We start from the raw sequence: 3050 nt of genomic DNA on the forward strand, positions 1-3050 counted from the left end.
AATTCATCTTTTTTCCAGATATACACATCTACTTTGTCCTGCCACGGAACTATGGGAAAATATCTCACATTTTCACAAAAAGAAATTCCTATTTGCACATATTTATAAAGTTCAGGCATAATTTTTTCATAATTTTTAATCTGTTCATATCCGGTTAGCCAATCAGTTTTTAAATCAATAGGACTTTTACATTCAATTTCAACTATAGGAATTCCATTTATATAAAGGACAATATCAGGAATAATCAAATCAGAACCCTTAAAACGAACCTGTCTTGAAAAGATAAATTCATTATTTTCTGGTCTCTCATAATCAATTAAATCAATAATCTTAACGACTCTTTCTTTTTCAAACTTTATTCCAATCCCATATTTGAGATAATGAAGAAAACTTTTAATTCCTTCCTGATGATTTGAAAGGAGTTTAATTTCATCAATTACTTTTTTAATTTCCTCTTCTCCAATACCTTTATCTTTATTAATTTTTATGATCGCCTCTTTTAAATTTTCAACTAATAACGGTTCTTTTATACTTTCCCTTTTTAAATTTTCATAACTAACAAACTTCCAGCCAATTTCTTTTAATCTTTCACTTACATAATCTTCAACCAGTTTCTTTTCATATTTTTCCATCTTTCACTCCTTCTTCCTTCTTTACAATTCAATCTTTTCAACATCTATCTCTCCATTCATTATTTTATTCAAAAGAGATTTAAACAATTCCTCGTATAATTCCTTTTTCTTTTTCTCAATCTCAATCTTTTCATCTATTACGCTCAATATTTCTGCTATTTCTTTTTGTTCAGACAAGGAAGGTAGGGGTATTTTCACTTTGTATATATGATTGTCAGTTATTGCTGGATAACCGGAACCATGTTGATTTGTAGATACATTTTGAACAAATTTATCTAATGTTAAAAAATAAAATATAAAACCACTTAAAAGTTTTTCTTTAATAGGTCTAATTACACAAAAAGCAGTAGAACAATAAGCATTATTATAATTTTCAGGAACCAAAGCAATTCTTTTCAAATAAGGTCTAACTGTTGCAAAAATAACATCACCGAATTTAATAATTTTTCTTGCACGAGTTGGTGCTTCTTTTCCTAAATACTCCTTATGCTCTACTATTTTAAAATATTCATTATCTAAACTGGAAACATCTATATATACTATTTTTTTCAATGGTTCATTCGCAGGATTTTTTTGCTCAATTTTCTCACACACCTCTCCCAATCTCACTACTTTCCAATCTTCGGGTATTTCTCCTATTTCTGTTTTCTTTGATTTTCTGTTCTTTCTGAATGAGGGAGCTCCATATTTGAAAAGGTCTGCCATAAGTGATTTTTTAATTTCCTTTGTCTTTTCAATTATTTTTTCCTGAATTTCTATCCCCTTCTGAACAGTATCAAGTATTTTAACTATTTTTTTCTGAACTGAAATAGGCGGAATAGGAATATTTATAAAATTTAAAGATTTTCCAGCATGTTTTATCGTCACTCCTATCGTATGTTCATTAATAATTTTTTGAACTTCATCCGTCTGTAAATAATAATAAACAAATTCCTTCATTAATTTAGTACTATCTTTTACAATAACTTTTCTAATACCTGAAGAATAGGCACCTTCTAATCCTCTTATTACAATTCCTGGACTTCCATCAAGTGCAATTAAAATATCATCTTTTTTACATATTTTCACATTTTCAGATGTTGTGTAAATCTGTTCTTGAATTTTAGCACCAATATTCCCTACCCTTATAAAAGGAATACCCATCCCATCTCTATTATACGACTCACTCCCGGGTTCAGTCCCTTTTTCAAATTCACAAACTTCAAGTATTGGCAAAAAATTCCAATTCATAATCATTTTTACTCAATCATCAAAATTTAAATTTTCTTTTAACTTTTCAAATATATTTTTTAGCAAAATTAATACTTCTTCTGCATTTTCTTTAATTTCACTTGATTTAGTATATTTACCTGCACCAAATTTAATTTCAACAATTTTATTTTCATATTTCTTTATTTCATTTTGATTTGAAATTTCATAAGCCGGAATAGAATGAATAATTCTATTCCGGAACTCTTTTGCATTTTTGTATTCCCTTTTATTTTTTATATTTTCCAAAAACTTAAATAACTCAAGATTTTCCTTTTTTAAATTCTTTATTACTTTTCTTCTAAAACCTTTTGTCTCCTTCTTAATACCCATTTCATAATAATTGTTGAGTAAATCACAAATAATATCTATTATTGAAAAGAATTTGATATAAAAAACCTCTGCCCAGAAATTAAAAAAATAATGAATATAAAAATGCTTCTCTTCAAAATCAGGGAAATACTGAATAGACGAACCATTTTTCCCAGGCGAAATACACCATTTATCATCAGGAATTCCCAGGTTGTAATAATATGTTAAGAAAATATAAGATATTCTTAAAGTACCCATTTTGTTCATCAGTGCCTTAACTAATTCATTTATTTTTCCCTTCTTGTATACTTTTTCAATATCATCATCCAGTAAAACCTGATACTTTTCATAAGGGATTTTCCAGAATAATTTTTTAAATTTTTGTGAAGAATTTTTAGAAATTTTATTCCATTCTTCCTCATCAATTTTATAATATTCAAAAAATAGATTTTTCATAAAAGAACCCCCTTTTTACCACTTTTCTGGTTTACATATTACTTCTCCTGTTTTTAGTTTATAAGGGTTTGGTAATAAATGATTAATATATTTTCTGGGTGGAATTGAGTAATAAAAATCTGAAACCAATTTTAATTCTTCACTGCTATTTTTATATGGAATAACAACGCCTATTTTTATATCATCAAAAGTTTCTTTTGTAGTTCTGATAGCAGGGACTAAATCAGTATCTCCTGATATTATTACTAAAATTTCCGAAATCTTCTTATAAAAAATCTCAAAAATTTTTGTTGCAATTTTAACATCTGTTTGTTTTTCTATAGGTTTATAATATTTCAGTCCACAATTTGGACATTTTATCACTCGTTTTTTAAATTTACTTATTTCAACTTCAAGGCCTAA

The 3050-nt window shown here is 27.1% G+C and carries 4 protein-coding genes; all 4 read right to left on the bottom strand.

Features of this window, described 5'->3' with window-relative positions:
* Positions 1 to 632, bottom strand: a 632-nt coding sequence (locus tag PKV21_09870) for a type I restriction endonuclease (protein ID HOM27793.1), incomplete at its 3' end; no start/stop codon positions are given.
* 21 nt (positions 633 to 653) lie between these two features.
* A complete protein-coding gene (locus tag PKV21_09875; GenBank protein ID HOM27794.1) occupies positions 654 to 1862 on the bottom strand; it encodes a restriction endonuclease subunit S in 1209 nt (402 codons plus the stop codon).
* Positions 1863 to 1874: 12 nt separating this feature from the next.
* Complete coding sequence (locus tag PKV21_09880) at positions 1875 to 2648, bottom strand: Cthe_2314 family HEPN domain-containing protein (GenBank protein HOM27795.1); 774 nt, start codon at positions 2646 to 2648, stop codon at positions 1875 to 1877.
* A 15-nt stretch (positions 2649 to 2663) separates the two neighbouring features.
* Positions 2664 to 3050, bottom strand: a 387-nt coding sequence (locus PKV21_09885; GenBank protein HOM27796.1) for an NYN domain-containing protein, incomplete at its 5' end; no start/stop codon positions are given.

This window comes from bacterium (assembly GCA_035371905.1).
Taxonomy (GTDB): Bacteria; Ratteibacteria; UBA8468; order B48-G9; family JAFGKM01; genus JAMWDI01.

Bases quoted from the DNA above. Each gene is read 5' to 3' on its own strand.
- PKV21_09875 (HOM27794.1), bottom strand. From the start codon at position 1,862: ATGAATTGGAATTTTTTGCCAATACTTGAAGTTTGTGAATTTGAAAAA.
- PKV21_09880 (HOM27795.1), bottom strand. From the start codon at position 2,648: ATGAAAAATCTATTTTTTGAATATTATAAAATTGATGAGGAAGAATGG.